General features: G+C 33.4%; 23 protein-coding genes and 3 pseudogenes. 21 read left to right on the top strand and 5 right to left on the bottom strand.

What is annotated here, in order from left to right; translation table 11 throughout:
• Positions 1–228: 228 nt before the first annotated feature.
• Positions 229–717, top strand: a complete 489-nt coding sequence (locus tag BAU28_RS21750) for a putative periplasmic lipoprotein (protein ID WP_002171780.1) — start codon at positions 229–231, stop codon at positions 715–717.
• Between the two features lie 450 nt (positions 718–1,167).
• Positions 1,168–1,716, top strand: coding sequence for a cysteine hydrolase family protein (locus BAU28_RS21745; RefSeq protein WP_071719946.1), 549 nt, complete (start codon positions 1,168–1,170; stop codon positions 1,714–1,716).
• A gap of 34 nt (positions 1,717–1,750) precedes the next feature.
• Here BAU28_RS21745 and BAU28_RS31465 read toward each other — a convergent pair.
• A pseudogene (locus BAU28_RS31465) lies at positions 1,751–1,834 on the bottom strand (NUDIX hydrolase); the annotation flags it as partial.
• 321 nt (positions 1,835–2,155) lie between these two features.
• Between BAU28_RS31465 and BAU28_RS21740 the strand changes: the two are divergent.
• The 5 genes from BAU28_RS21740 to adhP all read left to right on the top strand — a co-directional run bounded on the left by BAU28_RS21740 (position 2,156) and on the right by adhP (position 6,691).
• Positions 2,156–3,058, top strand: coding sequence for a mechanosensitive ion channel family protein (locus BAU28_RS21740; RefSeq protein ID WP_071719945.1), 903 nt, complete (start codon positions 2,156–2,158; stop codon positions 3,056–3,058).
• A gap of 220 nt (positions 3,059–3,278) precedes the next feature.
• Positions 3,279–4,397 (top strand): GAF domain-containing sensor histidine kinase, encoded by a 1,119-nt coding sequence (locus BAU28_RS21735; protein WP_071719944.1) that lies wholly within the window; start codon positions 3,279–3,281, stop codon positions 4,395–4,397.
• Between the two features lie 14 nt (positions 4,398–4,411).
• The gene (locus BAU28_RS21730; protein ID WP_071719943.1) at positions 4,412–5,047 is read left to right on the top strand and encodes a response regulator; all 636 of its coding nucleotides are present in this window, start codon (positions 4,412–4,414) and stop codon (positions 5,045–5,047) included.
• Between the two features lie 9 nt (positions 5,048–5,056).
• Complete coding sequence (locus BAU28_RS21725) at positions 5,057–5,398, top strand: serine hydrolase domain-containing protein (RefSeq protein ID WP_244158164.1); 342 nt, start codon at positions 5,057–5,059, stop codon at positions 5,396–5,398.
• Between the two features lie 255 nt (positions 5,399–5,653).
• Positions 5,654–6,691, top strand: coding sequence for an alcohol dehydrogenase AdhP (gene adhP / locus BAU28_RS21720; protein ID WP_071719942.1), 1,038 nt, complete (start codon positions 5,654–5,656; stop codon positions 6,689–6,691).
• A 133-nt stretch (positions 6,692–6,824) separates the two neighbouring features.
• Here the strand turns inward: adhP and BAU28_RS21715 are convergent, their stop codons facing one another.
• Positions 6,825–7,844, bottom strand: a complete 1,020-nt coding sequence (locus BAU28_RS21715; RefSeq protein WP_071719941.1) for an ABC transporter permease — start codon at positions 7,842–7,844, stop codon at positions 6,825–6,827.
• Positions 7,841–8,743 carry an ABC transporter permease subunit gene (locus BAU28_RS21710; RefSeq protein WP_071719940.1) on the bottom strand — a complete coding sequence of 301 codons (903 nt, stop codon included), beginning with the start codon at positions 8,741–8,743 and terminating at the stop codon, positions 7,841–7,843. Before BAU28_RS21710 ends, BAU28_RS21715 begins: the two co-directional genes overlap by 4 nt.
• Before the next feature lie 349 nt (positions 8,744–9,092).
• Here BAU28_RS21710 and BAU28_RS21700 point away from each other — a divergent pair.
• Positions 9,093–9,455 (top strand): annotated as a pseudogene (locus tag BAU28_RS21700) (phosphogluconate dehydrogenase (NAD(+)-dependent, decarboxylating)); the annotation flags it as partial.
• A 106-nt stretch (positions 9,456–9,561) separates the two neighbouring features.
• On the opposite strand, the pseudogene BAU28_RS21695 reads toward BAU28_RS21700, so the two are convergent.
• Positions 9,562–9,851 (bottom strand): annotated as a pseudogene (locus BAU28_RS21695) (DUF2711 family protein); the annotation flags it as partial.
• A gap of 139 nt (positions 9,852–9,990) precedes the next feature.
• Here BAU28_RS21695 and BAU28_RS21690 point away from each other — a divergent pair.
• From BAU28_RS21690 to BAU28_RS21635, 12 genes are all read left to right on the top strand, one after another.
• Positions 9,991–11,211, top strand: coding sequence for a tetratricopeptide repeat-containing glycosyltransferase (locus BAU28_RS21690; RefSeq protein ID WP_071719939.1), 1,221 nt, complete (start codon positions 9,991–9,993; stop codon positions 11,209–11,211).
• A gap of 34 nt (positions 11,212–11,245) precedes the next feature.
• Positions 11,246–12,400: a DNA-binding protein gene (locus BAU28_RS21685; RefSeq protein WP_071719938.1), complete on the top strand. Its 1,155-nt coding sequence runs from the start codon at positions 11,246–11,248 to the stop codon at positions 12,398–12,400.
• Positions 12,401–12,544: 144 nt separating this feature from the next.
• Positions 12,545–13,081, top strand: coding sequence for an NADPH-dependent FMN reductase (locus tag BAU28_RS21680; protein ID WP_071719937.1), 537 nt, complete (start codon positions 12,545–12,547; stop codon positions 13,079–13,081).
• Position 13,082: 1 nt separating this feature from the next.
• Entirely contained in the window at positions 13,083–14,312 is a 1,230-nt protein-coding gene (locus BAU28_RS21675) for an MFS transporter (protein WP_071719936.1), read from the top strand.
• Positions 14,313–14,375: 63 nt separating this feature from the next.
• Complete coding sequence (locus BAU28_RS21670) at positions 14,376–14,933, top strand: YdcF family protein (RefSeq protein ID WP_071719935.1); 558 nt, start codon at positions 14,376–14,378, stop codon at positions 14,931–14,933.
• A 102-nt stretch (positions 14,934–15,035) separates the two neighbouring features.
• Complete coding sequence (locus tag BAU28_RS21665) at positions 15,036–15,983, top strand: ABC transporter ATP-binding protein (RefSeq protein ID WP_002171796.1); 948 nt, start codon at positions 15,036–15,038, stop codon at positions 15,981–15,983.
• Between the two features lie 3 nt (positions 15,984–15,986).
• On the top strand, positions 15,987–17,498 hold the full coding sequence (locus BAU28_RS21660) for an ABC transporter permease/substrate-binding protein (protein WP_071719934.1): 1,512 nt from the start codon (positions 15,987–15,989) through the stop codon (positions 17,496–17,498).
• A gap of 213 nt (positions 17,499–17,711) precedes the next feature.
• Positions 17,712–19,139, top strand: a complete 1,428-nt coding sequence (locus BAU28_RS21655) for a basic amino acid/polyamine antiporter (RefSeq protein WP_071719933.1) — start codon at positions 17,712–17,714, stop codon at positions 19,137–19,139.
• 76 nt (positions 19,140–19,215) lie between these two features.
• Positions 19,216–19,476, top strand: coding sequence for a hypothetical protein (locus BAU28_RS21650; protein ID WP_002171799.1), 261 nt, complete (start codon positions 19,216–19,218; stop codon positions 19,474–19,476).
• Positions 19,477–19,581: 105 nt separating this feature from the next.
• Complete coding sequence (locus BAU28_RS21645; RefSeq protein ID WP_071719932.1) at positions 19,582–21,399, top strand: AAA family ATPase; 1,818 nt, start codon at positions 19,582–19,584, stop codon at positions 21,397–21,399.
• Positions 21,389–23,239: a hypothetical protein gene (locus BAU28_RS21640; RefSeq protein WP_071719931.1), complete on the top strand. Its 1,851-nt coding sequence runs from the start codon at positions 21,389–21,391 to the stop codon at positions 23,237–23,239. Before BAU28_RS21645 ends, BAU28_RS21640 begins: the two co-directional genes overlap by 11 nt.
• A 317-nt stretch (positions 23,240–23,556) precedes the next feature.
• The gene (locus tag BAU28_RS21635; protein WP_071719930.1) at positions 23,557–24,153 is read left to right on the top strand and encodes a hypothetical protein; all 597 of its coding nucleotides are present in this window, start codon (positions 23,557–23,559) and stop codon (positions 24,151–24,153) included.
• Positions 24,154–24,255: 102 nt separating this feature from the next.
• Here BAU28_RS21635 and BAU28_RS21630 read toward each other — a convergent pair whose 3' ends face one another.
• Entirely contained in the window at positions 24,256–24,741 is a 486-nt protein-coding gene (locus tag BAU28_RS21630; RefSeq protein WP_071719929.1) for a chromosome segregation protein, read from the bottom strand.
• A 365-nt stretch (positions 24,742–25,106) separates the two neighbouring features.
• On the opposite strand from BAU28_RS21630, the gene BAU28_RS21625 reads away from it, so the two are divergent.
• The gene (locus BAU28_RS21625) at positions 25,107–26,462 is read left to right on the top strand and encodes a hemolysin family protein (protein WP_071719928.1); all 1,356 of its coding nucleotides are present in this window, start codon (positions 25,107–25,109) and stop codon (positions 26,460–26,462) included.
• Positions 26,463–26,504: the final 42 nt, after the last annotated feature.

Raw genomic sequence — 26,504 nt, 5'->3', positions numbered from 1 at the left:
GTCTTTTTATTTTGAACGGATATTTTTCTGGTGAATTGGGCTAAAATGATGGATAAGATGGAATTTCTATTTATTTCTTAAAAAAAAATAATGTTCTTAAAATGAAAGTATGGTACAGTAATCGTGAGCAAGCTAATATTTGTTCATGAAAGTGTTAAAAACTTTTTTTAAAATCAAGAAGTTATTTTTGTATAATAAATTATAACGAAATAACAGGGGGGATGAATTTTGAAGAAATTCATAATCGCTGGATTGTCTGTATTGTTATTAGTAGGCTGTGGTGCTCCAAAGGAAAAAGAGGATGCACAGTCAAATCAGGAAGAACAAGTTGTAAATGCAAGTGATGAGAATATGGTCGTATTTCCAGAAGGCGCAATTCCAGTTGGAGAAGGAAAAGTAAAAGTAATTACACCAGATGGTACTTCTGAAAATGGCAATATACCAACTGTATTCATAAAAAAGGATACTTTAATTCAGCAAGTTGAATTAGAACTTTCTAATTTTCAAAATGATAAAGAAACATTTGTATTTGTAGATCAAATGTTTGCAGATAAACATCAAGTTACTAGTACAACACAGACAACAGTACAATTAAAAGAAAAGATGCTTGAGACAGGTAGTCATACGATTACCGCAGTTCAGTTTGAAAACAATGACCCGAAAGGAAAAGTCATTAGCTTTAATCAAGCGACGTTTGAAACGAAGCCTGCGTCTTAATATGGATAAAAAGTACATTACTTAAAGTGGTAGTGTACTTTTTAGTTTATAACGATTCCCGGTAAATTATTGAAGTATACTCGTGTATTACGTCGTAGAGAATAATCGGCTTCTCTTCCCAGTACGAATGATAGTAAAATATTATTTGCTATAACTGCATGGGAAGAGGGAAGTAATGTGAAGATATTAATTTGAATCATTTTACTTTGTATCCCTGTATCAATAGCCTGGTTTATTATACAAGAACTTGTTCAGGTAATGTTGAAGACCTACTAATGGGAAATACATGTTTTATAATTGTTTTTATTTTTTATGAGAAATTAGGATTGAAATAAATTCCCATAAGAAAGATGTAGGATTTTAGTTAAAAATGTCGAATGAAATATATAATGTCGTAATAACATATTTTCTATTGTTTATTGTGAAACAAAAGAAGGGGAGATATCAGTAATGAAGCGAGCGCTTGTAAACATTGATTATACATATGATTTCGTAGCTGAAAAAGGTGCTTTAACTTGTGGAAAACCAGGTCAAGAAATTGAACGAGAACTTGTTAATATAACGAAGCAATTCATCGAAAATGGAGATTACGTAGTATTTGCAATCGATAAACATGAAGAAAATGATGTATATCATCCTGAAGCGAAATTGTTTCCACCACATAATATAAAGGATACAAATGGAAGAGGCTTATTTGGTGAATTACAAGATATATATGAAAAATATAAAACTGCAGAGAATGTATACTATATGGACAAAACACGTTACAGTGCTTTTGCAGGAACGGATTTAGAGATGAAGCTAAGAGAAAGAGGAATAGAGGAAGTACATCTTGTAGGTGTATGTACAGACATTTGTGTTCTTCATACAGCAGTAGATGCTTATAATAAAGGGTTCCAAATTGTTGTTTATGAAAAGGCAGTAGCATCATTTAATGAACAAGGACATGCATTTGCACTTGGACATTTTAAGTCTTGTTTAAATGCAGAAGTGAAGTAAAAAAGAGGCCTTTAAAAAGGTCTCTTTTTGACGTTTAAATAGAGACGACTTGTTGCTGAATTAGTTTCTTTATGAACGGACTAATGTTTTCTGGTAGTTGGTTTAAATCAAAAGTTTGATAAGTGGCGTTTTAAAATAAAGTCGTAATGTTTATAAAAAATTCCACTGTTATCTCCTTTAAGGGGATTAAAAAGGGTATATTTATAGTAAAAAGGAAAAGGACATCTGAAATTGAAAGATTGATTAAGGAACCGTGAATTAAAGTGGCATATTATTGAAGATAAACTGGGAATGAAAATCAAAATCAAAATACATAAGCTAAGAAAGTGATATTTAAAATCAGGATAACAGATGTTCCTAGAAAAAATTTGAGATGATTAAAAAGAATTAACAATAAATCAGCTCTGTATGAAATTTTCATTTTTAAGGAAGTGGACGGATGAGTTTATTAACTTTTACTGAGGAATTTTTTAATTATGTAAGGGAGTTTTTGCTTTTAAGATTTATATTATTTGCTTTGATTCTTATGATTTTTTCTTTTGTCATAAACCGTATTATTGATTGGTTTTTTAGGAAGTCAAGCTTTTTGGATGAAGAAGTAGAACAGACGATTCAAAGTGTAATTCGATCAATTGTTAGATATGGAATTGTAGTCAGCCTTATTATTTATCTAATTAGTCAATTTGTAGATATAAAAGGTATTCTTGCGGGTGCAGGGATTGCCGGAGTTGTCATCGGTTTTGCTGCACAACAGATGCTAAAAGATGTTATATTAGGGTTCGCAAGATTAACGGACAAAGAGTTTCGCGTCGGCGATTTTGTTACTTTTAACGGAACAAGTTCAGGAACTATTGAGGAAATCAGTATTCGCTTTATGCAAATTCGTGAATGGTCAGGAAAACTTCTTACCATCCCACATGGAGAGATTAGAACGATACAAAATTTTAATAAAGGCTGGATGCGGGTTATTGAACGGATTACGGTAAGTTATCAGGAAGATCCTACAAGAATAAAGGAATTGTTAGAAGAAGTATGTGTTAACTGCAATGAAAAATTGGGACAAAGCCTACATAGAGTAGGGAATGAGGCTGTTGAACCATTTAAATATATTGGTGTTACAGACTTAAATCCAAACCTTAAATATGTTGGGTACGAATTTTGTATTATAGGTTTGATTAAACCTGAAGATTACTTTGAAACTTCCAGGCAAGTAAGGTTTGAACTAATGTCTTTATTCCATAAGAATCAAGTGCAAATGCCAGCAGCGAACATGTACGTTCATACCGAAAAATTACAGGGAATCCATGGGAATCAGCTTCACCAGACTGGTAAAGAAAACTAGTTGGTTGGAGATCCTAGGTCAATTCATGAAGCGTGATTAGAAATTAAGGGTACAATTCGGGTTTTTAGGCCGATAGATTTCGATGAGCTTTAGGGGGCATAATACCTCCCGAAAAATTAACCTCAGCACTTGGGCACAATTCTGCAACAAGAATTGTGCTCTTTTGTTATTTGTAGAATTTAGAAATTTCTTAATGTTATAATGGTAGTTGGTGATGAGAATGAACTTTGACGAAAAAGATATGCAACGTTTAGAAGCATTAAAAAAAATTGCTGAATTACTAAATGAAGCAACAAATTTGCAGGAAATGTTAGAAAAAGTTTTACATACATTATTACAAGTTATGAATTTACAAACAGGGTGGATATTTTTTATTGATGAAAAAGGGACACATCGTATGCTTGTAGACCAAAACTTACCGCCAGCTCTTACGTGGCAAGAAAAAAAGCCGATGTGTGAAGGTGACTGTTGGTGCGTAGAACGTTTTGTGAATGGGAGATTGGAAAAAGCGACAAATATTATTGAATGTAAACGTATTGAAGATGCGATTGAATGTAATTGGGGTGAGACAGAAGACATTACACACCACGCGACAATTCCTTTACGTTCTGGATCAGAGAAATTCGGTCTATTAAATGTGGCCTCGCCTCATAAAACACATTTTTCAGAGGAAGAATTAGCGTTATTAGAATCGATCGCATTTCAAATTGGAACAACGATACAACGTATTCAGTTAGTTGAGAAAGAACGAAAATATGTAGTTGTAGCTGAAAGAAATCGGCTTGCACGTGACCTACATGACTCAGTTAAACAATTGCTATTTTCTATTATGCTAACAGCTAAAGGCACTCTTAATATGACGAAAGATGGAGAGCTTCAGGAGATGTTGAGTTATATTGGAGAATTATCGCAAGAAGCATTACAAGAGATGACGTTATTAATTTGGCAATTACGTCCTGAAGGGTTAGAAAAAGGTTTAGTAGAAGCGATTCAAAATTATGGAAAGCTATTAGGAATTCAAGTGGAAGTTCGAATTGATGGGATGGTTTCAATTGGAGATGAAATAGAAGAAGTTTTATGGCGTATTAGTCAAGAAGCGCTACATAATTGTAAAAAACATGCTTCATGTGAAAAAATATGTGTTCATTTAAAAGTAGAAAATAATAATTTATATTTTTACATAGAAGATGATGGAATAGGATTTGTGCAGGAACAAGTAAGAGAGTCAGCACTTGGCTTGAAAAATATGAGGGAACGCATTCAGTTAATGAGAGGATCATTTCGAATAAAAACAGAGCCGGAAAAGGGGACGAAAATAGAAATTCAATTACCGGTTTGAAAGGGAGAAGTCTGGTGAAGATTAAATTGCTACTAGTAGAAGATCATCATATCGTTCGAAGGGGACTCGTATTTTTTTTGAAATCGAGAGAGGAATTTGAAATAATTGGAGAAGCAGAAAATGGTGAAGAGGCACTAATATTTGTTCAAAAAGAAAAGCCAGATCTAGTATTAATGGATTTATCAATGCCTAAAATGGACGGTATTGAAGCGACAAAACGTATAAAACAATATGATAAGACAATAAAAATTCTTATGTTAAGTAGTTTTTCAGAACAAGATTATGTTTTACCAGCATTAGAAGCTGGGGCAGATGGTTATCAATTAAAAGAAGTGCAGCCAGAGCAACTTGTTGCGTCAATTATTGCGGTATATCAAGGGAATACGAATTTTCATCCGAAAGTAACACCTGCGCTATTAGGACGTCCGGCAGTCAAGAAAGAAAAAGAGAATCCTTTTTCGATGTTAACGAAAAGGGAGCAAGAAGTACTTCGTGAAATTGCGAAAGGAAGAAGTAACAAGGAGATTGCTGCAGAGCTTCATATTACAGAACAGACTGTGAAAACACATGTTTCTAACGTATTGGCTAAATTGGAAGTAGATGACCGCACACAAGCTGCTTTATATGCGGTGAAACATGGAGCTAATTAGGAGGGACATATGAAAGAAAAGGCTGTGCTACAGAGGTATATGTCAAGTTTAGCTGAGGCTAGTTATTTTAATGGTACAGTACTTATTGCAAAGAATGATGAAATATTATTAAGTGAAGCATTTGGAACAGCGAATTTCACATATAATATTCCTCATACTATTGATACAAAATTTCGAATTGGATCATTAACAAAAGCGTTTACTTGTACAGCAATATTACAACTAGAGGAACGAGGTTTACTTTCAGTAGTAGATTCAATTACAAAATATATAAATGGTTTCTCTTATGGAGAGGATGTTTCAATTCACCACCTTTTAACTCACACATTTGAAATCCTAAGAATAGCCTGATAAATCCAAGTGTGGATATGATAAAATTCTGAATAAAAATTTCAGTTTTTTTCTTTAAATACATCAAAAACGATTTATGTAATAATTCAAATATTGTTCAATATTTCAAAATGCATCTATAAAAGTACATGTTATGATGAACATGTAATGATGATTGAACACTTAAATTTGGTACAGTAATTAGCCAAAACAGTGAGGACAGGAGTTGTGAGATGAACTCATTAAAACTCTAAAACACTAAAGGGGAGATCACATATGAAAGCAGTAGTGGTTAATAAAAACAGCAAAGCAAACATTGAAGTTATTGAAAAAGAATTACGTCCGTTACGCTCAGGTGAAGCGTTAGTAGATGTAGAGTATTGTGGAGTTTGCCACACTGACTTACACGTTGCGAATCATGATTTTGGTAACACGGATGGCCGCATCCTTGGTCATGAGGGTGTAGGTATTGTTACTAAAATTGCTGATGATGTTACTTCACTTAAGGTTGGTGACCGTGTAAGTATTGCATGGATGTTCCAATCTTGTGGACGTTGTGAATATTGTGTAACTGGTAGAGAAACATTCTGTCGTGAAGTTAAGAATGCTGGTTATACAGTAGATGGTGGTATGGCTGAACAATGTATTGTTACAGCTGATTATGCGGTGAAAGTACCAGAGGGATTAGATCCTGCTCAAGCATCATCAATTACATGTGCAGGTGTAACTACATATAAAGCTATTAAAGTATCAGACATTAAACCGGGTCAACCTATTGTAATCTATGGTTGTGGTGGATTAGGTAACTTAGCTATCCAATATGCTAAGAACGTATTTGGTGCAAAGGTAATTGCAGTAGATATCAATGACGATAAATTAGCCTTAGCAAAAGAGGTTGGTGCTGATATGACTATCAATCCAATTTCTCAAGGTTCTGCTGATAAGATTGTCCAAGAGGAGTTTGGTGGTGCTTATGCTGCTGTAGTAACAGCTGTTTCTAAAGTAGCATTCAACTCAGCAGTTGATGCAGTACGTGCTTGTGGTAAAGTCGTTGCAGTAGGTTTACCAGTAGAAACTATGGATTTAAACATTCCGCGACTTGTACTAGATGGAATTGAAGTAGTTGGTTCTCTAGTTGGTACTCGTAAGGACTTAGAAGAGGCATTTATGTTCGGTGCAGAAGGAAAAGTAGTGCCGGTTGTTCAAACTTGTTCTCTTGATAAAGTACAAAATGTATTCGAAGAAATGGAACAAGGTAGAATTCAAGGACGTATGGTAATCGATTTTAAACAGCACAATTGTGATTGCAAATAATTCACTTTAAATATAAAAAGCATGAGTCTAGCAAAGGACATTTAAAAAAGTTAGACGGCATAAAGAAGATGATCCCTGTATTCAACAGGGATCATCTTCTTTATATTCCACTAATATCAGTGCTGAATAATGATTAAAGGTTCAATTTATTTGCAAACGAAAAAGAATCTTTATTTTTAACAAATTTTTTATGATCTGGAACGGATTGAATTGCTACCGCTTGCGAATCTCTTGCTTTCAGTGCATCTTGAATTCCGATTGTCATAAGCTTAATAAATAGAATCGTAATAAAGAATGAAACGAGAGTATAAAAAATAATCCACCATGACAGATTCATTTCATAACGATTTAATCCAATAAGGCCTGCCCAATCATTAGATAGAGAAACAGGTTTGAGCACTCCGTCATAGAGTTCCCGCATTTGTATCCCGCCAATTACAATGTCAAGCAACGCTAAATGGATAACGAGTATGAGTGTTTGAACGATATGTTCCATAAATAACACAAATAAGCGATCAAGTAATAAGACTCGTAAGTGTTTTTTGATAATATGAAAACGGCTAGCACCCAGTAATTGTGAACTTAAAATGTAATCTCGTTTCATAAATTCATCAACCTCTGAGGAGATATATAAAGAAAGTGTAGGCAGAGCGACGAAAATAAGTACGAGAACTTGATAAAACGTAAATGAAATATTTGGATCTAATCTATCAGCATTTGATGTAATTACAATATTAACGGGCGTGATGAGTATGAATGCGATAAATAGAGTTGGGATATAATAAAAAACTTCTGAGCATGCCTGGAAAAATCTCTTGAATTTTGGAGCGTATAAACTTAAGAGGATTCCTATACATGTTCCGCATAAAATTCGAAAGAAGCTAATTGCCACGGCTAATAAAATGGTGAATTTTGCTCCTTCTACAATTTGTAAGAAAACAGACTCTCCAAAACGATCAGATCCAAAAGGCGGCATTAACGATGGCGGAAAGGGGGCCTTTCCAAGTAATTCGTTATTGTCATTGTAAAGTAACTGAGGAGGTTTTGGGATGTTATCTTTAAAGAACCAACTATAAATAAAACTAGCTGAAACAAGTATGAATAGATAAGTAAAGCCGATTAAAAATCGTTTTGATTTCCAAATAGATTTCATAATGCTGCTCCTTTCAATTGCTTTTGCCATCTATTCATCATGAATGAGATTATTTGAAAAATGGCATAAAACGGTAAAATAATCATAACAAGTATGATAAATGCAGCTGGAGGTGAAATAAACGCCTTCTTAAATAAAAATTGAATAATGCCTTCCATATTAAAAACAAATTCTAAAATGAATAAGTTAGAAAGTAAGAAAACAAAAATCGTTTTTAAATGGTGAAAGAAGTGGATAGATATATTTTTGAATAAATGAATGCATAGTATATAACTTGATGAAAGTCCTTTTCCATATGCAACCTCTACGTAATGTTTTCCATGTTCTTCTTTTATGTATAACACCATCATCCGAAACATTTGTAATGTAGGTAAGACTGCTAAAGATAAAATAGGGAGTAAATAAGCTCGATTTTCATTAAAAGAAATAATGGTGACAGGAGATTCCCCGAATTTCTGAAGTACCCATATGAAAAATATTTGCAAACAAATCATCATCATCATATCTGGGATAGCTTCTAATATGAACACAATTCGGTTTATCCATTTTTTTATATAATCTTTTGCTAAAAAATAAAAAAATGCCATACTAGATGATAGAAAGAGCGCAAGAAAAAAGGCTATAAATAATACAGTAAATGAATATAGGTAAGGTTCTAAAACCGTTGGAAATAATGGTGTCTTTTTGAAATGACCAAATTTCGGGTCTGATCCTATAACCACTAATGATTCAGGTGAGAAAACCTGTTTTAACATAGTAACGATCTGATTAAAAAAATGAATTGGTTGAAAAGTGAATCCCTGTTGAGTGATAAATAAATAAGGTGAATTTAGTAATAGTAAGAGTGATAAAAGAATTGATGAAAGTTTTATTGTGAATTGAGATATTTTATTTAACATTAAATCCCTCCGACATCTTTTTACAACATTATACAATAAAGTTCATATTTTGTTTTGATTTTTCAGAAAAATATAAATACTATTAGATTTTATAGTATGGAACATATATTTACAAGGTGAAAAAAGTGATAGTAGGGATCCACGCCCTATGTCCATCAAGCTAAGAAAACGAAAATTATTATCTTTAGGTGGAGGGGTTACAAAAATACGCTATTCTTTCTGTTGAATCATAGGAAAGGATGGCGTTTTTGTATGTCTATTTCTGTATCCAATGAATTACAATTATTTGCCCACGAGATTCAAAGCTTTCTATCTCCAAATATCTTACGAGATCTTGCGAGAGATGTTGTATGGAATGATACAAGCAATTGCTGAAGGATTTGAAGTGTTAGATAAAAGTGATTTTGATTTTAATTATGAAGATGTTGCGAAAGTGTGGGCAAATGGATCAGTTATTCGTGGTTGGTTAATGGACTTAACTGAAAAAGTATTTGCAGATGACCTGAAACTTGATGGTATTAAAGGTGTAATGAACTCTTCAGGAGAAGGGAAATGGACTGTTGAAACTGCGCTTGAACTACAAGCAGCGGCACCAGTTATCGCAATGTCATTATTTATGCGCTACCGTTCTCAAGAAGATGATACATTCCATGGGAAAGTTGTTTCAGCTCTTCGTAATCAATACGGTGGACATGAGGTTGTTAAAAAATAGGGAATGGTTTTAATGAAGAAACTTGTGCTTATGTACAAGTTTCTTTTTTATTTTAGATTTTATAAAACATAGTCTAAGAAACTCCTAATTTAAAAATACCAATCAACACACATTTCCCATCATGAATGATTTCTTCAGCACTTGGATATATGTGTTGATAGTGTCTTTTTCTCACTGACTTTTCCCACTCTGAAGGCATTTGGACAAAAGGGTGAAGCAATATCGTTGCAGATTTAAAGTTGCTTGGTAGTTGTTCTAAAATTGTTGAGTTGTCATCTAGCCAAATGTAATCCAACAAAATAAAACCTCCTCTCAAACAATGAAATATAATGAGTTCCATGTTAAGTACTACATGTTCCATTTTATACTGATTGTATCAAATATAAAGTGAAGCATCAAAGATGTCCCAACATAAAAATAAGAATAAATAAAATGAAGTTTTCATAAATAGTAAAAGGCTGATTATGTCATGAGTATAGTTAAGCGACGGTGTTACATACGAAAAGAACGTGTTAATAAAATATGAGGTGGTCAAATGGTAAATGAGAAGGAGAACAATGAAAGAACAGACAAAAAATTATGCCTTTGTATGATTGTGAAAAATGAATCGAGGATAATGGAGAGGTGTTTAAATGCAACAAAATCCATTGTAGACTTTGTTTCTATTTGTGATACCGGATCGACAGATAATACACCTGAAATTATTGAGAATTGGTGTAAAGAAAGTAGGATACCAGGGACGGTCCATCATGAACCATTCAAAAACTTTGGCTATAATAGAAGTTTAGCAGTTTCGTTAGCTCAAAAAACATATTCAGAAGCAGATTATTTATTAATACTTGATGCGGACATGATTTTAGAAGTTGAATCAACTTTTGATAAAAGTAGTTTAACTGAAGATCATTATCTTACACTGCAATATGATATTCATATTAAATATTGGCTTACACGTCTTTTAAAGGCTTCTTTACCGTGGAAATCGGTAGGAGTTACTCATGAGTGCTGGGATATTGATCGTTCTAAAGTTGGAGCGGATTACAATATAAGAGTAGCTAGGTTAGATACTCTTATCGTTAATGATCCTGGAGATGGTGGAAGTAAAAGTGATAAATTTGAAAGAGATGAGAGATTGTTGTTACAAGGGATAAATGATCCAGAAACGACTCCAGATTTGCACATAAGATATTTATTTTATTTAGCTCAAACTTATTATCATTTAAATCAATTTGAAGATTCGATTAAGTGGTATAAAAAAAGAGTGGAAGCAGGAGGATGGACTGAAGAGGTATTCTATTCGCTATTACGAATAGGATTTTGTTATGAATATTTAGCGAATGGTTCATCATACAAACAACATGAATTAATAGATAGTGAGGAAAAAGAACATGCCAAGGAGCAAGAAGAACAATATTTAGCGTTAGCTATTTTTTATTTTCAAAAAGCATGGGAATACAGACCAACTCGAGCCGAACCTTTATACCAACTTGCAAAATTGTATCGACTACGATCACAAAATAATATCGCTTTGATGTATGCACTACAAGGGAAAGAAATTCCTTTTCCAACAGAGGATCTTTTATTTGTAGATTACCATGTATATGATTACTTATTTGACTATGAAATTTCTATAAGTGGTTACTATATACCTCATAAAAAACATTTAGGTGCACAATCACAAAAGTATCTTGAATCGAAAAAAGAAGAGTTACCAGTGCATATAGCGAGTATGGTAGAGAATAATGCGAAATTTTATTAAATAAATTTTGGATTAAAGGAGTAGTGGAGTAATCATGGAATTAATACGATGGGCGATTGAACTAGGGGAAGCGATGCATGGTAATACGTCAGAAGAATTAATCCCACTACTAGATTATTATTACGATCGTGATCATTTAAAAGCGTATTTTATCGCAAACCTTCTATTAGACATGGATATATCGAAAGAACATCGGGAAAGAGTTGAATTAAAAAGATGCATAGCTGCTTATTATGCTGGATTGCATAAAGTATCAAAAAAATATGCAAATCAGTTGTTAGTTGAACATCCTGAAGTAGAGTTATATAAAAATAATTTAAGATTAATGGAAGCTTATTTGAATAAAGAATATGATTATTGCTTATTTATATGTCCGAATACGTATGGTAGTTTCATAGATGTTGTACGAGCTTTGAAATGGCGATTGGAGCAGGAGGGAAATACCGTTATTCTATCAGAAACAATATTAGAAAATGCAAAGGAGACGATTGTTTTCGGAGCGCATACATATGCATTTAACCCGAATGCCCTTCCGAAAGACGCAATAATTTATAATTTAGAGCAGCTATATGAAGGAAGTCCTTATGCACATCCGCTTTATTTAATATTATTAAAAGATAGGGAGATTTGGGATTACAGTAAACAAAATATAGAATGGTTAATACAAAAAGGGGTAGGAAAAGAGATTAAGCATGTAGGAATGAACTACGCCCCAACTTTGGAAATAAAGAAAGATGCATTTGAAGATGGAATTTCTGAAGATATTGATATCCTGTTTATAGGTGCTCTTAATCTGAGACGGCAAGTTATTTTCGATCAATTACAAGTAGTTGCTCCACATTTAAATATTGTTTTTAAAAATAACGCATGGGGAATTGTTAGAAATGAGTTGATTGCAAGGTCTAAAATAATATTAAATATCCATTTTTATTTATCAGGAATTCTTGAAACACCCCGGGTTTCTTATGCTGTTGCAAATAAGAAGTTTATTATTTCGGAAAATAGTAATCCAGAGGACGAGATAGAGTGGCCTGGAATTGTATTCACACCATACGAAAAAATTGTAGAAAACGTAATGAAATATATAGAATTGCCAGAAGAGCGAACAAAATTAGCTGAAAAAGCGTTTAATCATTTTGAAGCTAAAGAAAGCATACTTACACTAAATCATAAAGGTGAAAAAAACTAATTTTGTGAGGCTCATACGAAAGTATGAGTTCTTTTTTATTTCTCATACTATTTTATGAAAGTTTTTCCCTCTTTTTACTGTGTTTTGTATAGAAATTTCTGATAATATATAAGTATAACTTGAAAACAAAGGGGAGAAATAATTATGAAACTAGTCGTAATTAACGGTACACCAAGAAAATTTGGAAGAACGCGTGTTATTGCAAAATATATCGCAGAGCAATTTGAAGGGGAGTTATATGATTTAGCAGTAGAGGAATTGCCTTTATATAACGGAGAAGAATCACAACGTGAATTAGAAGCAGTAAAAAAATTAAAAGCTTTAGTGAAAGCAGCAGACGGTGTAGTACTATGTACACCAGAATATCATAATGCGATGAGCGGAGCGCTGAAAAATTCGTTAGATTACTTAAGTAGCAGTGAATTCATCCATAAACCGGTGGCATTACTAGCGGTTGCAGGAGGCGGTAAAGGAGGAATTAACGCATTAAATAGTATGCGCACTGTTGCTAGAGGTGTTTACGCAAATGCAATCCCAAAACAAGTTGTGCTTGATGGATTACATGTACAAGACGGTGAACTTGGAGAAGATGCAAAACCATTAATTCATGATTTAGTTAAAGAATTAAAAGCATATATGGGCGTATATAAAGAGGTGAAAAAACAACTAGGAGTTGAGTGATATGTCATCTCTTTATAAAGATTCTCGTTTGTATTACATTCTAGGGGCCAATAGTTTATCTGCTATTGGTTCCGGGATTGTAATGATAACGATCCCATGGTTGTTAATTAAAGAGAGTGGAGGAGAGACAACATTCGGTTATGTTTCGATCATTTCAACTCTTATTATGTTTTTATTAACACCGTTTATCGGGCAAAGTATTGATCGTTTTTCAAGAAAATCTTTATTGTTATGTAACGAAGGTATCGGGATTGCCGTTATAGGAATGATGGCTATATGGGGATTTGCTGGGCAACCTTATCATTCTATTCACTATATTCTTATTTATATAGCAGGGTCATTCTACTATCTATTATTTTATCCTACAATATTTGCGTTCAACCAAGAGATATTTCAAGCAGAACATTATAAAAGTTTAAGTGGAACGATGGAAATACAAGGACAGTTAACACAAGTTATTTCAGGAGCGGCTGCTAGCTTTCTAATTGAGATCATTTCTTTGAAATGGATCTTGTTAGTAGATATGTTAACTTTTGCAGGAGCATTCTTCCTTTTCTTATGTATACCGTACGTAAAGAAAAAAGAAGTAAAAAGGAAAGTAACATTTAAGAAGCAATTGTTCGAAGGGATTCACTTTATGAAAAAACGTCCTAAGCTCTTTTGGTTTTTACTTGCGACTTATATGCCGTTTATCGGTGTCATGATGGCAAATTATTTAATCCCAGTATATATTTCAGATATACTAAAAGCCAGTGCCTCTGTATACGCAATAGAAGGTATGATGTACGGTGTCGGAGCGGTTCTTGCAGGAATAAGTATTCCAATTATGATGAAATATATAAAGACAGAAGTTTCAATCGTCATGACGATGCTCATATATGTAATTTCAATTACCGCAATGATTATTGAACCGTCCATTATGTTATTATATGGAATTGCCATTTTTCATGCAATTGGAAACGCTGGTACAAGAGTGGCGAGAAATGTATTGATGATGGAGGAAATCCCAAATAAAGTAATCGGCCGTGTAGATAGCTTATTTCGCTTAATTGGTACAGGAATACGAATTGTATTATTAATGCTGTTTACAGCCGGTGTATCTAAAGCTGGGGTAATGCTCCCGTTTTACGTATTAAGCTGTATATTGATTCTTTCATTAGGAATCGCTATTTATTATGTGCTATCACAACGTAAAGTAGGGACGAATGTTCCTAATAAATCAATCGTTTAAAAAGTACTTCTGCCTTCCTTTCTTTTTTTATATAATAAAAGGAAAGGGAGTGCAAACTTATTTATGAACAAATGGATCTTGCTTATAATCTTATTACTACCGCCGCTATACATCATTTATATGACGTTTCGAATGAATAAAGTTGCTCGTGAAAAATTGAGTAATCACTCTCCATACGTTCTTATATTAGGTGCAAAGTTATTTGGAGATAGACCGTCTTTATCACTCCAAAACCGTTTAGATGTAGCGTTGGAGTATTTATATTCTCACCCTGAGGTGAAAGTAATTGTTTCAGGTGGTCAAGGGGAAGATGAAGATATACCGGAAGCTCACAGTATGAGAAACTATTTAATGGTACACGGTATAGATGAGAGTCGTATTTTTATGGAAGAGCGCTCTACAAATACGTATGAAAATTTAAAGTTTAGTATGGATTTATTTGATGTAAAACATGCGGTAGTTGTAAGTAATACGTATCATTTATATCGAACGAAAATAATTGCAAAGCGTTTAGGCATGAAGATGGAGGCATTAGCTGCTGAAACACCGAGACGTTCTAAGAAAAAAATGTATGTGCGTGAATATGTTGCTATTATGAAAACAATATTATTCGACCGTTAGAGCTCAAATATGAGCTCTTTTTTTATAGAATAATGCGTATCATTTGAAAAGAGTTCCATATTCCATCAAAATAAAGGAAACAACAATAAAGGAGTTGTGTTTGTGATTCAGTTTAATCATGTGTCAAAATCGTATGAAGATGGCGCAAAAGCAGTGGATTCATTGCATATAGAAATTAAAAAGGGAGAATTTTTTGTTCTCATTGGTCCGAGTGGTTGCGGGAAAACAACGACAATGAAGATGATTAATCGTTTAATTGAAACGACGGAAGGGTCAATTTTAATCGATGGAAAAGATATTCAACAATATAATATAAACGAACTGCGTTGGAATATTGGGTATGTGTTGCAACAGATTGCTCTGTTTCCACATATGACAATTGCCGAAAATATTGCAGTTGTCCCTGAAATGAGAAAATGGAGCAAAAAGAAAATACAAGAGCGTGTCGATGAACTACTACATATGGTTGGATTAGATCCGGATGTATATCGCGACCGTATGCCCGATGAATTGTCAGGAGGGCAAAAGCAGCGTGTTGGTGTTGTTAGGGCATTAGCTGCTAATCCCAAAATCGTTCTTATGGATGAACCATTTAGTGCGTTAGATCCATTAAGCAGGGAACAACTCCAGAAGGATATTGTACAATTGCAAAAAAAGATTCAAAAAACGATAGTGTTTGTAACTCATGATATGCAAGAGGCATTATCACTGGGTGATCGCATTTGTATTATGAGAGAAGGAAAAGTTGTTCAATTAGATACACCAGAAGGTATTATACATAATCCGAAAAATGAGTTTGTAGAGGAGTTCATTGGAAATCGCGGACGCCCTTGGTATGAGGGGAAGCATGTAGAAGATATATTGCCGCTAGACAATAGCATACGAGTAGAAGGGAATGCTTTATCTTTAAATTCTCCTTTACAAGAAGCACTAGTTCGCTTACAAGTTGAAGAGTCAGTGTCAGTTGAAGAAAATGGTGAATATGTTGGTGCGTTAACAAGCCGCCATATAGTAAATTACATAGTTGAACAAATGAAGGAGAGAGGCTAAACAGTGACTGACTTTATTCAAACGTTCCAAGAACGAAAAGTAGAATTGCTAAGTGCGTTAAGTGAGCATTTACAAATATCGCTTATTTCATTATTTTTTGCAGTAATCATTGCGGTTCCGCTTGGTATTTTATTAACGAGAAAAGAACGAATGGCTGAATTTATAATAGGGACTTCTGCTGTTATGCAGACAGTGCCATCACTTGCTTTACTTGGACTATTAATTCCATTAGTAGGAATCGGAAAACTACCAGCTATTATCGCATTAGTTGTGTATGCACTATTACCTATTCTACGAAATACATATACAGGAATACGGGAATTAGATGAATCTCTTATAGAAGCGGCGAGAGCTATGGGGATGAATAGCTGGAGAAGATTATGGAAGGTAGAGCTTCCTCTTGCATTGCCAATTATTATGGCTGGAATTCGTACAGCGATGGTCTTAATTGTTGGAACGGCTACATTAGCAGCTTTAATAGGTGCTGGTGGACTCGGTAAGCTCATACTACTCGGTATCGACCGGAATGATCATGCACTTATCATTTTAGGGGCCTTACCAGCTGCGTTACTCGCTTTATTCTTTGATATAGTACTTCGTATGCTTGAAAGTCCAAAACGCTCTCCTAAGCGTGTTATATTGACGATATGTATCGTAATCGTAGTTGTCGTTTCACCATTTCTTTGGAATACACAAAAGAAAGATATTGTTATTGCTGGTAAACTAGGATCTGAACCAGAAATTTTAATTCAAATGTATAAGCAGCTAATTGAACAGGATACAGATTTACACGTAGAATTAAAACCAGGTCTTGGGAAAACAGCATTTGTATTTGAAGCGTTAAAGTCAGGAGAAGTAGATATATACCCTGAATTTTCGGGAACAGCTTTATCTACTTTTGTGAAAGAAGAACCGAAAAGTACAAATCGTGATAAAGTATATGAACAGGCTCGCATCGGAATGGAAAAGAAATATAATATGGTTATGTTGAAGCCGATGGAGTATAACAATACATACGCACTAGCAATGCCGAAAAAAATGGCAGATCAATATAATATAAATACAATCTCTGATTTAGGAAATATTGCACAGGATGCGAAAGCGGGATTTACATTAGAATTTGCTGATCGTGAAGATGGTTATAAAGGCATGCAAAAATTATATGATTATAAGTTTTCAAATGTTAAAACGATGGAACCGAAATTACGTTATAGTGCAATTCAATCGGGTGATGTGAACGTAATCGATGCATATTCAACTGATAGTGAATTGGAGCAATATGGACTTAAAGTACTAAAAGATGATAAAGGATTATTCCCGCCTTATCAAGGAGCACCATTATTAAGAAAAGAGACGTTACAGAAATATCCGGAACTTGAAAATGTATTGAATAAATTAGCTGGAAAGATTACAGATGAAGAAATGCGAAAAATGAATTATGAAGTAAATGTGAATGGAAAAAGTAGTGAAGAAGTAGCGAAACAATTTTTACAAAAAGAGAATTTAATCCGTTAATTTTACAAGAAATATACAATTTTATTTGTTTGAAATGACCGTTCATTACAAAATGAGCGGTTTTTTTGTGCATACTTATACATTTTTTCAAAAAAGTATTCCATTTTTCTTCATTTTCTTTTAGAATAAGTAATGTTTTCCTGAAAAAATATAAGAGAAACGTCTATTAGAGAAAAAGGTGACTTTAATAGTTGAACGAACATAACACCTAGAATGACAGATGGGGTGGTACAAATAGAAAAGAAGTTAGGATTTTTTCCGTTAATCGCATTAGTAGTTGGAACGATGGTTGGTGGTGGTGTTTTCAGTTTACCGCATGATTTAGCAGTAGGAGCAAATAGTGGTGCAACGATAATTGGTTGGTGTATTACAGCGATGGGAATGATTCCACTTGCGCTCGTATATCAAACGTTAGCAAGACAAAAACCGGAGCTTGAGGGCGGAATTTATAGTTATGCACGAGCTGGATTCGGTGAATATATTGGTTTTAACAGTGCGTGGGGCTACTGGCTGGCAGGAATTTTAGGAAATGTCGCAACAATTATGTTATTGTTTAGCACATTAGGTTATTTCTTCCCAATTTTTAAAGGAGGAAATAATATTGCTTCCATCGTTGGTGCCTCCCTTTTATTATGGACACTTCATTTTCTTATTTTATTTGGAATTCGTGAAGCTTCCATTATGAATGTAATCGCAACAATTGGGAAATTAGTTCCGATCTTATTATTTATTGTTGTGATGGTAACAGCATTTCGCTGGGATACATTTACACATGACTTTTGGGGAGAAGGAACAATCTCAGTTTCCTCTGTACTTGGTCAAGTGAAAAATACAATGCTTGTAACTCTTTGGGTATTCATTGGGGTTGAAGGAGCAGTTGTATTATCAGGAAGAGCTAAAAATAGCAGAGACGTTGGAAAAGCGACAGTACTTGGATTAATTTTAGTTATGTCTATTTATATTTTAATTTCTGTACTATCAATGGGAGCCATGACGAGAAATGAACTTTCTGTATTAGAAACTCCTTCAATGGGACATGTATTAGAACATGTTGTTGGACCATGGGGGGCAGTTGCGATTAACATCGGATTAGTTGCTTCACTTGTAGGCACATTAATTGGTTGGCTTTTACTTGTTTCTGAAATTTCTCACGTAGCAGGAAAAGACGGAGTGTTTCCGAAAGCCTTTACGAAAACAAATAAGAAGCAAACGCCGCATATGGCATTATGGATTTCAAATGTCGTTGCCCAAATTATATTTATAATCGTTCTGTTCTCAGAATCGACATATCAAATTATGTATTTTATTGCGTCAACATCAATTTTATTACCGTATTTATTATCAGCCCTATTTCAATTGAAATTAGTCATTACGAAAGAGCTGAAAGCTGCGAGAGTAAAAAATGGCTTGTTAGCTTTAATTGCTTCTGTATATTCTGTATGGCTAATATATGCAGCTGGTTTAAAGAATTTATTGCTTGTTTCAATCGTATATGGTATTGGGATTATTGTGTACATGTTTGCAAGAAAAGAACAAGGGAATCGTTGTTTTACAGGTAAAGAGAGATATGTTATGTGGGGAATTGTTATTGCAGCTATCACATCACTTTATATGCTAGTGACAGGAAATATAAAAATGTAAAAGTCCTTTTAATTTAAAGGGCTTTTTTCTTTGGTTAGAGAATATTTAATACATAAGATATTCAGGAGGGATGAAAATGGAAGAAAAAGAACAGTTGTCTAGAATTATGGATTTAGCTAGTGATTTAAGGAAAGTACTAGTGCAAGAGTCTTTTTTTAATCATCATCCTGAACTACGAGGAGTGATTGAAAATTTAGCGAGTTCTGTAGAGAATTTGGCGGAGTTGCAGCAAAATAAAGATGAAAATGCCGAAGATCGATTACGGTACGTGCTTGCTAAAATGAAAATTGCTCATAATGCCATTTTACAAGAAAAAAAAGCATTTCCTTCTCATTAATATACGTTTTATTTTTGAACCTGACGGATGACGTTAGGTTTTTTATTTCTAATTTTGGTAGTAGTTCATACACTAAGAATAGTATGAAAAAAGAAGGTGACTACGGTGAAATTACATAAAGCTCTTCATCCAAGTTTTATAAAGCGAATGTATTATATGAGGTTTATTGGGAAGTTTGCAAAAGCGGAGGGAGAGAAAAACGGGGAGAATTTCTATGTACAATGCCTTTCGCCAATACCATTAACGTTACAAGAGCTATTTACAACTGAAAACTATTTGTTTGAAGGATTATGCAGCAATAAAAAGAATAAAAAAATCTTTTCAGATTTAAAGAAGCGAAGATTAGAAAAGCAATTGGTAATGTTTCGTCTTTATTATGATAGAGGAAATTTATTTCTGGAGTTAATATGCACAGAAGAGCCGCGAGAAATAGCAACTGCATATAAACTGATTCCAACACCAAAAGTATCTAATTATAGAAAAGGTGAGTCTTTGGAACGAAAGCTTAGCAATGGTTATTTATCATTTCTTATGCCGAAATTACCAAAAGACTTTGAGTCTCCTGAATTATTATGGCATGAAGGAAGGCTATATGGAAATTTATCATTAAAATCATCAATAAGTTCAATTGCGTATTTTGAGCAAAGAAAAGAATGTAAATATATTGAAATAAATAATTGGGGGAAACATGTAGAAATAGCAGTAGAAGATCATTTATATTTTGTAAGTGAGAATGTGTATGAGCAATTAAAAAAACGAATTGCTGAAGAAGGTAAGCTAGTTGAAGTAGAAGATATAAAAGTACAAAAGGAGGATTGGGAATGGGATGAGCGTGAATCCTCTTTTTTACAGTATGTACAAAGCGTAGTTCGTAATAAAAGGTTATATTTGGATGAAACGGATATTTATAATTTTCATATTAGTGTTAAAACAAATTTGTTAACGATTCTTGGTGGTATACCAGGTGTTGGGAAATCGCGCTTTGTGCAAGCTTATGCAGAAGCACTTGGCTTACATTATGGTGAAGAATTAGTTTGGATTCCTATTTTGCCATCGTATCAAGAACCACATGATTTACTCGGATATCTTCATCCGAACGGTACTTTTATTGAAAGCGAAACGAAGTTAGTTCGGACGTTATTGAAAGCGAAAGAAAATCCAAATCAATTATATATAGTTGTGTTTGATGAAATGAACATGTCACATATTGAGCTTTGGTTTACTCCATTTTTATCTGTTCTTCAACTTGAGAAGAAAAATCGTATTTTGAATTTATATGAGAAAGTACCGGAAATAGAAAATGCAATTCCGCCTACAGTTGAAATTGGGGAGAACGTTATTTTTGTTGGTACTGTAAATTTTGACGAAACGACGAAAGAGCTCTCTGATCGATTATTAGATCGAACAAATTTGATTACACTACAAAAGATTCCATTTTGTGAGATGAGTTTAGAAAAGGAGAAAGTTGTACAGCAACCATCGCTGAAAGTAACGACGGGAGAATTTCGAATAAATTGGTTTAGGAATAAAGAAATGACCGAGGTGTTTTCTGAAGAGGAATTGGAGTTATTGGATAAGTTACATGATGTTTTATCATCACACGATGCATCAAAAGGGATTTCTTTTCGATGTGCAAGTGCAATTGCTTCGTATTTGCAAAATATACCGTTCCAAAATAATCAATCTTATATGATTAGCAGAGAAGAAGGCTTTGATTTGCAAATAAAGCAACGTGTATTAACAAAATTAAGGGGGACAGAAATGACGATTGGCCCTCTGCTTTCTGAAGAGGCGAAAAGAGGAGCAACATTGATACCGCTTTTACAGTCTTCGCTTGCAAATCGTGTATCAACATTCGAGCATTCTTTAGCGTATATAAGGCAAAAGCGTAGAGAACTGGAGTTGTATGGATATGCAAAATGAGGAGCGTTATGAAACAGCAATTGTCGATACGAAAGAAACGCTCCCGTTTGTATTAAAGCTAATCATTGGAACGGAGGGGAAAGGAGATTTTATCCTTTTAAATCGGCTTTGTACGTCTACTACAGCATTAGTTCAATGTATTTATAAAGTACAAGAATTAAAACCACTAAGATTACATTTCCATTATCAAAATCCGATGGATATTACATTCATATGGAATAAAGTATATGAGGGACAAAAGAATATAAAAGAGTCACAATATGATTTAAATGAAAAAAAACAAAGAGTATTATTGTATGAACATGGAAAAACTGAATTTTTTTATCCGTGGCGCTGTGGCTTATATCATTTTGAAGTGCGCATAGAAGACAAAACGTATTATGGTGCGTTTCAAGTCGTTCCTAAAAATTTTTTTGATGACCAATTTGGAATGATTCAAAATTATGTGAAATCAATTTTGAATGAGTTGATTTTAGATAGAAGTTATTATAAAAAAACTTTTTCAGCACTTAGTGATATTGAGGATTCTTCTTACTTAGTATTACTAAGGAAGTTGCCGCAAAAAATGAAAAAAATAAAACAAATTTTTACGAGAGTAGAATCGAATGCGAAGTTTGTTCACGAATATGAATGGGAAATGGAGGAACGGAGGACGACGAGAAAAAGTGCCATTATGGCAGAAAGAAAACTTTATACGAAATATTATAATCGCAAATTTATAGAACAAAAAAATAGTAAAGAAAATGCATTTCTTAAATTTAAAACGATGCTATTCTATAATTATTTACTTGAAGCAGAAATTTTTTTACGTAAAACTATTGAAATACTAGAAGGAGCAAAGAAAAAAAAATTAGACGAATTTCAATCTGTTAAAACAATTATGAAAACGATTGAACGAAATGGATCAGTGACAGATAGGGAAAAACAAAAATATAAAAATATACATTTGTTGAAAGAAGCAGATTTACGAAAAAGTTCTGTAAAAATACAAGAATATAAAATCTTAGCACATATCGTACATGAAAGCGTGCAATACTTTCAAAATTTGTTGTATTCTTCATTTTGGAGGGAAGTTTCTGAAACAGCCAATATTAATTCTCACTCTTTATCTATACCACATCAACAATTAATCCATCATTTAGAATTGGTACCACAACATACTGGGCAATCTCCATCTTTATTATTCGTATATAAGCCAACATTTCTAGTGTATGAGTATTACGCTTTTTTTATCGTTATTTCTATATTAGAACAAATCGGATTTGAATATAAGAATCCTATCCGTGAACAAATACAAGAACATTTTTATTTAGATGGATTACAAGATGGAACGACAGTTGTTTTACATCAAGATGAGATAAAGGTGCACGTCGCGTTTAATGATTTAATTGAAACACACCCACTTATTGCATTAAGTAAGGGGAGTAATTTTTATAATGGAGAGGACACAAAAAAGCCAGATATTCGTTTAGATTGTTATGTAAAGGAAGAAGAGAAGTATGTATACAAATCATCTATTATTGTCGAAGTGAAATATAGTCCTATGTACAATATTTTTCAGCCTGTCGGTAATACAAAAGCAGCGGAGCAAATGTATAAGTACTGGTCTATTAAATATGTAGAAGAACAGAATGGAAAACAAATTTTTCAGAGAAGTGCGATTTATGAAGTGATTTGTGTATATCCAGGTAGCCATATGCACAGTAAAAAAATTGAATCTGGTTGTGGAGTATTTTTACAACTATATCCATATAAAACGAAACAAGGAGAAGAGAAATTGGCTGGGAAGCATGGGATGATTCAAATTTTTGAGAAATGGTTAAAAAGTAATAAAATGTAAAAGAAATCCTTTTTTTAAAAAGGATTTCTTTAGGTTAAGAAGAATTATATGCAGTACGGAAAGACATGTGAGACGGTTCGAGCTTAAAAATTATCAGCATCTTTCAACAGAGGAATTGAATCTATTTATGTGTACGATAGTACGTGGAAGTAAGAAATGATGCATGTGGGATAAAAGGTTATTAGTAGGAATTTAATTGATTTTGCAGAATATAATAAGACGTAAATATTTTTAGTTGCATACGAAGATTTGTTCTTATATGATATATAGTGAAAGCGTTATCAAAAACAGAGCGGCGATGGGAAAGGCGGGTAAATATGTTCCAGCGTGTTCAAACAAAGGAAGAACATTTTTGGTTCGAGCAACTGTGGGGAGATTTTTGTGAAGAAAGAAACTTAATGTTTGTAGAACGTAATTTAAATCCATCACGATTTTTATTAATAGAAGATGAACATCATATTGGTACTGTAGAATGTATTAAGTATACGGTACCTGAACAATCAAATTCTGAGTTTTTCTATCCGTTTTCTAAAAATGATTTAGTGAAAGATTTGAAAAATGTATATGAAATAGGAAAGTTAAGCATTGCGAAAACGTCTCGGGGGAGAGGGCATTTCAAAAGGTTAACAGCTATTTTATTTATGCATGCGTTAGAGACGAAAGCTGAATGGTATATTGCAGCAGTTACAAAAAGAATGTATATGTATTTACTTACACTCGGTTTTCCAATTGAACCGATTGATAATCCATTCCAGTTTCATGATAATTTACAAGGTGTACCAGTACGAATTCATGCTCGAAAAGGGGCTACACATTTGTATTCTTTGAAAGAATTCCGTGATATTATTCAAGGGAATGCTCATGCACAGGCACTTATTGCAGAATACAGTAAAAATATTATGCTAACAAAATAAAACTATATGAATATGTATAGTTTTAAGAAGGATGTCTAATCACGGACATCTTTCTTTATACAAAAAAGTAGACCCTTATTCTTGTAATAAGGGTCTACAAGGTTATAGTCCAAATATACTAAAAATCATTTTACGACGCTTTGGTTTCTTTTCTCTTACATATGTTGGTTTTGCATCAGGAGTAATATATATTGGTTCTTCTTTCTTTAGGGCACCTTCTAGATTTTGAATTCGCTCTAACATTTCCTCCATTTCGCGGCGATGTTGTAATAGTTGGTATGTAACGACATCATTTGCTTTATCTTGCATTTGCTCTTCCATTCGATCTAGTCTTTTCGTAATTGTGTTTAGTTGAGCTGCTAATTGCTCAAAATCATTTGACGATGTTAATTGAGTAGGTGGAGTGTTGTGAGATTGATCCGCTTGAGAACGATGAAATTCTAACATTTGATCTAAATCACCTTGTGTGAAAATAAAATGACCATATTTATTTTTTCCTATCGTAAGATTTAATTGTTGTGCAATCCGGACGACAGCCTTTGGGCTAACACCTAATTTCTTTGCGATAAATGGTGTTTTATATTCCAAAATAATCCCTCCTATATATATCCTGTTGAATGATTTCGAGTTATATAGTAAGTTCCCTTCAGGAGTGACAAAAGAAGTGTGGAATCGGCAAAGAAAGTGTTTTTTCACGAAATTTAGCTGTTTAGCATATACGATTTACATAAATTTATTCTTTATTTATCAAAAAATTGAAATTATTATAGTTTGACGGTGATAAGCTAATTAGATTATCATAATTATAAATATCTTTTTTATGTATGCATATAATATATAAAAAGGTGGTTGCTAATGTAGAATTTTATTAGAGTATAAGAATGCTTACTTCACTTGAATAAATTTAAGTAGGAGGTGGCTTCCTTGCTTACATTGTAAGTAAGGAAAAGTATTTGGACATATATAGTATAAGTATAGTGATTGTTTTAATTGCCTTAACGGCATTTTTCGTTGCAGCAGAATTTGCAATTGTTAAAGTGAGGAGTTCTCGAATTGATTATTTAATTGCAGAGGGAAATAATCGCGCAATATCTGTCAAAACAGTCATTACAAACTTAGACGAATATTTATCAGCTTGTCAGTTAGGAATAACCGTAACAGCTCTTGGGATTGGGTGGTCGGGTAAACCTGCGCTTAAGCATATGTTTGATATGTTTTTTGCGAATTGGAACATTCCTACTCAACTCGCAGACATTTTTGCTGTAACTTTAGTATTTTTGTTTATCACTTTTTTTCATGTAGTAGTAGGAGAGTTGGCTCCAAAAACATTCGCGATTCAAAAAGCAGAACAAGTGAGTTTTTTTGTTGCTAAGCCGCTTATTTTGTTTTATCGTAGTGCATTTCCATTCATTTGGATTTTAAATGGATCAGCTCGGTTAATTACGAAGTTTTTTGGGTTGAAGCCATCAAAAGGACATGACGAAGTGCATTCAGAAGAGGAATTGCGATTATTAGTTTCAGAAAGTTACAAAAATGGCGAAATTAATCAATCTGAATATAAATATGTAAATAAAATTTTTGAATTTGATGATCGTATTGCGAAAGAAATAATGGTACCACGAACCGAGATGAATATTTTAAACAAAGAAATGCCTGCTGAAGAGGCTTTACAAAAAATGTCTCATGAAAAATATACGAGGTATCCGGTTGTTGATGGCGATAAGGACCATGTAATAGGTTTTGTGAATTTTAAAGATATTTTTACAGATTTTGTGAAGCATCGAGCTGTTAATGAAAAGACAGTAGAGCAATATGTTAGGCCAATTATTCTAGTTATTGAATCAATCCCAATACATGATTTGTTTTTAAAAATGCAAAGAGAAAGAACACATATCGCCATATTAATTGATGAATATGGTGGTACATCAGGCCTTGTTACCGTTGAAGATATTTTAGAAGAAATTGTAGGGGATATTCAAGATGAGTTCGATACTGATGAACAGCCAGAAATTCAACAAGTTAGTGAGACGAAAACAATTTTAGAGGGAAAAGTACTTGTTAATGAAGTTAATGCATTATTAGGTCTGACTATTGACGATGATGATGTCGATACGATCGGTGGTTGGATCCTAACAAAAAATATTGAGATTTCCGAAGGTGACACCATTGAAATTGAAAATTATAAGTTTTGTGTGAAAGAATTAGATGGACACTATATTAAGAGGTTAGAAGTAACGAAACAGTCAGAACCGATCGTTATTGTAGGAGATGAAAAAAAGATTTCACTACAAGAACAAATTAGTTCGTAAACTCTGCTTTGTAGCAGAGTTTTTTTTGAGCAAAATGTTTTT

Source organism: Bacillus paramycoides (assembly GCF_001884235.1).
Lineage (GTDB): Bacteria > Bacillota > Bacilli > Bacillales > Bacillaceae_G > Bacillus_A > Bacillus_A paramycoides.
Note: the sequence above shows the minus strand (reverse complement) of the source record. Positions and strands in the feature narration are given on the sequence as shown.

Coding starts and splice junctions, on each gene's coding strand:
- BAU28_RS21745 (WP_071719946.1), top strand. CDS start 1,168: ATGAAGCGAGCGCTTGTAAACATTGATTATACATATGATTTCGTAGCT.
- BAU28_RS21740 (WP_071719945.1), top strand. CDS start 2,156: ATGAGTTTATTAACTTTTACTGAGGAATTTTTTAATTATGTAAGGGAG.
- BAU28_RS21735 (WP_071719944.1), top strand. CDS start 3,279: ATGAACTTTGACGAAAAAGATATGCAACGTTTAGAAGCATTAAAAAAA.
- BAU28_RS21725 (WP_244158164.1), top strand. CDS start 5,057: ATGAAAGAAAAGGCTGTGCTACAGAGGTATATGTCAAGTTTAGCTGAG.
- adhP (WP_071719942.1), top strand. CDS start 5,654: ATGAAAGCAGTAGTGGTTAATAAAAACAGCAAAGCAAACATTGAAGTT.
- BAU28_RS21715 (WP_071719941.1), bottom strand. CDS start 7,844: ATGAAATCTATTTGGAAATCAAAACGATTTTTAATCGGCTTTACTTAT.
- BAU28_RS21710 (WP_071719940.1), bottom strand. CDS start 8,743: ATGTTAAATAAAATATCTCAATTCACAATAAAACTTTCATCAATTCTT.
- BAU28_RS21690 (WP_071719939.1), top strand. CDS start 9,991: ATGGTAAATGAGAAGGAGAACAATGAAAGAACAGACAAAAAATTATGC.
- BAU28_RS21685 (WP_071719938.1), top strand. CDS start 11,246: ATGGAATTAATACGATGGGCGATTGAACTAGGGGAAGCGATGCATGGT.
- BAU28_RS21680 (WP_071719937.1), top strand. CDS start 12,545: ATGAAACTAGTCGTAATTAACGGTACACCAAGAAAATTTGGAAGAACG.
- BAU28_RS21675 (WP_071719936.1), top strand. CDS start 13,083: ATGTCATCTCTTTATAAAGATTCTCGTTTGTATTACATTCTAGGGGCC.
- BAU28_RS21670 (WP_071719935.1), top strand. CDS start 14,376: ATGAACAAATGGATCTTGCTTATAATCTTATTACTACCGCCGCTATAC.
- BAU28_RS21655 (WP_071719933.1), top strand. CDS start 17,712: ATGACAGATGGGGTGGTACAAATAGAAAAGAAGTTAGGATTTTTTCCG.
- BAU28_RS21650 (WP_002171799.1), top strand. CDS start 19,216: ATGGAAGAAAAAGAACAGTTGTCTAGAATTATGGATTTAGCTAGTGAT.
- BAU28_RS21640 (WP_071719931.1), top strand. CDS start 21,389: ATGCAAAATGAGGAGCGTTATGAAACAGCAATTGTCGATACGAAAGAA.
- BAU28_RS21635 (WP_071719930.1), top strand. CDS start 23,557: ATGTTCCAGCGTGTTCAAACAAAGGAAGAACATTTTTGGTTCGAGCAA.